The organism is Anaerolineales bacterium (assembly GCA_022866145.1).
Lineage (GTDB): Bacteria > Chloroflexota > Anaerolineae > Anaerolineales > E44-bin32 > PFL42.
Genome location: JALHUE010000053.1, coordinates 1 through 3,011, shown reverse-complemented (window position 1 = coordinate 3,011; position 3,011 = coordinate 1). Strand labels below are relative to the sequence as shown.

The window sequence follows — 3,011 nt, the reverse complement described above, 5'->3', positions numbered from 1 at the left end:
GATGGAGAAGATCGCCCAGGCGGTGCGCGAGGGCGCCACCGGCAAGATCATCGACATCGATGATCTTGCCGAGGGACAGCACGTCGAGGTCTACCTGGAGTAGGGGTCGACGCAAGCAGCAGAAGGCGGCCGCGCATCCCGTCGGGATGCGCGGCCGTTCGCTTGCGATCAGGGATACAAACGCCAGTCGCTCAACTAAGGCGCGGCGATCCCCAGCTCGACCATGACCGCGGCCAGCGTGAAGGCCGCTCCCGACACCATGAGCTTGACCGAGAGGCTCAGGATTACCAGCACCAAGACGGCGACGATGGGCAGCAGCACCGATCGCCACCCGCGCACCCTCTGTCCTTCGCTGGCCGCCATCCACACCGCCACGAAATAGTAGAGCGTCGCCAGGAAGCGAGCCACCGGCCCCACGGGAGTAAGGGCGAGGACGCCTTCGAGCACCCAGGCAACTTGGGCGAAACCCAGGCTGCGCAGCGTAGGATTGAAGCCCCGCCGTGCGCGCAGTACTCGACCGGCCGCGACCACGGCCAGGACGGACACCAGCCAGCTCGCGACCCGGCTCGGCAGCAGCCATTCGTGGGGCGGTCCCATCAGATAGCCGGCCAGCGCGGATCCCAAGATGCCGATGAGCAGGGCGGGCGCCGTCATGTAGGGGTCGTCGGCGGCGCGCCGGAAGGCCTTCCGGTCCAGCACCAGGGCGTGCAGCGCCAGCGACAACCATTGCCCAACACGGGCCATCCCGGTCTTGATCGTGCTCCACGCCCAGTCTTCGATCGCGGGGGCTTGGGTCGATGGGACAGCTGGGGGCAGGCCGCGCCGAGCGTTTAGGATGCCGAAGACATCCGCCGAGTTCTCGGTCTCCGGCACGACGAGATCGGGCGGGTGGAACAGGAAGGCATCCGTCTGCTCCCCGCCTAGACCGCCGTGGCTGCCAATCAGCTCCTCCATGGCGGCCACCGTGCCATCGGGGTACACCGTGCTCATGACGATCAGGTCCCCGGCGTGAGGGTAGTCAGCGATGCGCCGCACCTGCCGGCCGCGCAGTTCAGGCTCGCCGTAGGGCAGCAGCGGATCGTCACCGGTGACCTGGCCAGTGTGCAGGTTGCACCGGCCGCGCTTGCCAAACGCCGCCGGTGTGCCGTCCGGGAGATAGCCCACGACGAAGCCAATGCCCTCGTGCTGGACGAGGGCCTCGACCATCCCCGGATAGGCCTGGTCGAGTTCGTCCCGGGTGAGCTTACGGGGTTGCAGATCGAAGTACACCTGGCCGAGATTGCCGCTGCCGCACACGGTGACATTTGCCGGCGACGCGTCGACCGCCGCGGCGCCTTCGGCGGCCTGCCCGGTTAAGCGCTCTCCCTGCTTAACCACCGCCTTGCCGACTCGCCCGCCCACTTCCTGCTGCTGCATCGCCTGGAATTCCTGGTTGACCGCCTTCATAGCGATCGTGCCATCATCCCCTCCGGCGGTGTGCGTAACCTGAGTGCCGCGGGGAAGCTGGCGCTCGATGAAGGTCTTCAAGTCGTAGCCGTAGCGCTGCAGGAAGGTCGCCCCAAAGGATTGCCCGTGATCGGAGAGCAAGATCAACTCATAGGGGCGGGGCGCCTTGGTGGCGATCGTGCGGCGAATCCGCTCGATGGCACTGTTGTAGCGGCCCAGGATGCGGAAGGCGTCGCCGGTCGAGGGGCCGGAGTGATGGGCCACCTCGTCGTAGCCCGGCCAGGTGATGTACATCGCCGGGGTGCCGCGCACGATTTCCAGCACGCCCAGATAGCAGGCGACATCGCGCATGAAGGTCGTGGTGGCGGCGCGCAGGAAGGGGTAGCCCTTGTGCAGTCGGTTCATCCGCGGCCGGACGTTGCGCAGGCGTTGGATCAGGCCTTCGCCGAACTCGAGCGCCGCGTCGCCGAGCATGACGATGATGGCGCGGATCAGGAAGTACGGATTGACGACGAGCAGGTAGATGTCCTGGGCACGACGGCGCCCGACCTCGGGGTCGTCCGATCGGATGTCCGCCAGCGTCAGCAGTGAGCTGAAGGCGTCGCCGTTGAGCATGTTGTTGATGCTGCTTCCGCCGCGCAGCAGCCCGGTCCCCTGGGAGTAGCGGGCATTCAACTCGCCGGCGTCCCGGCTGGAAACGTACAGCTTCTGCTGCTGCTTGTCGTACCAGCGGAAGGAGGGGATGTCGTGATTGTCGCCGAACAGGATGCCGGCCTGACAGGCCGAGGTCTGAGAGGGCAAACCGCAGTCGATGCGCGAAAGCCGATAGCCATCGACCTCCATCATCTCCTTCAGGGCAGGCAGGTAGCCTCGCTCGATCGCCTTCTGAATGTGCCAGTAGCTCAGGCCGTCGATCTCGAGCATCACCAGACCCCGCGTAGGATTGGGGCCGAGGTCATAGGGCCGGCGGCGGGCCAGGGCCTCGACGCGCCGCTGGTACACCGAGTTCTCATCATCGACGTTGAGCAAGACGATGATGACCGTGTTGACCAGGGCGATGAACAGGCTGGCCAGGAAGGCATCCCAGAATCCCGAGATCTCGAATCCCGGGAGCAGGCGGGAGGTCAGGAGCAGCAGCAGCGGGTTGATGATCAGGCCGGCGACGAAGGTGCCCAGGAACCCGAGTGGGAGGGCGAGCAGCAGCAGGATGGGGCGCAGCAGAAAGTTGGCCACGCCGAGCACCAGGGCGGCGCCTGCTGCGACTACCAGGTAGGAAACCCCAGCCGTGTCTTCGAGGGTGATGCCGGTGAAGAGCGCCGCAGCGCCCAACAGCGAGAGCCAGTCGACAAACCACAGGATGATCATCCGGAAGAGCCGACGCAAGAATCCGCCCAAGGCGCTCATCCCACGCTCCTGCGGCTGCCCTGGAGTTCCGAATCCGGCCCGGGGTGCGGCACGACGATCTCGGGACGGCAAGCCGATGCGGGAGATTCTACCTTCTTCTGGGCGGGGGCAAAGCGCGGCGGTGTGGCTGCGGGAGCAGTCGATGGCCTGAGATCGCCGTT

Annotated in this window: 1 protein-coding gene; it reads right to left on the bottom strand. The window is 66.3% G+C overall.

The window, feature by feature from the left end; translation table 11 throughout:
* Positions 1 to 195 precede the first annotated feature (195 nt).
* Positions 196 to 2,850 carry a phage holin family protein gene (locus MUO23_01515; GenBank protein MCJ7511630.1) on the bottom strand — a complete coding sequence of 885 codons (2,655 nt, stop codon included), beginning with the start codon at positions 2,848 to 2,850 and terminating at the stop codon, positions 196 to 198.
* Positions 2,851 to 3,011: the final 161 nt, after the last annotated feature.

What these genes read in the sequence shown, in the direction of transcription:
- MUO23_01515 (MCJ7511630.1), bottom strand. Translation starts at nt 2,850, where the DNA reads ATGAGCGCCTTGGGCGGATTCTTGCGTCGGCTCTTCCGGATGATCATC.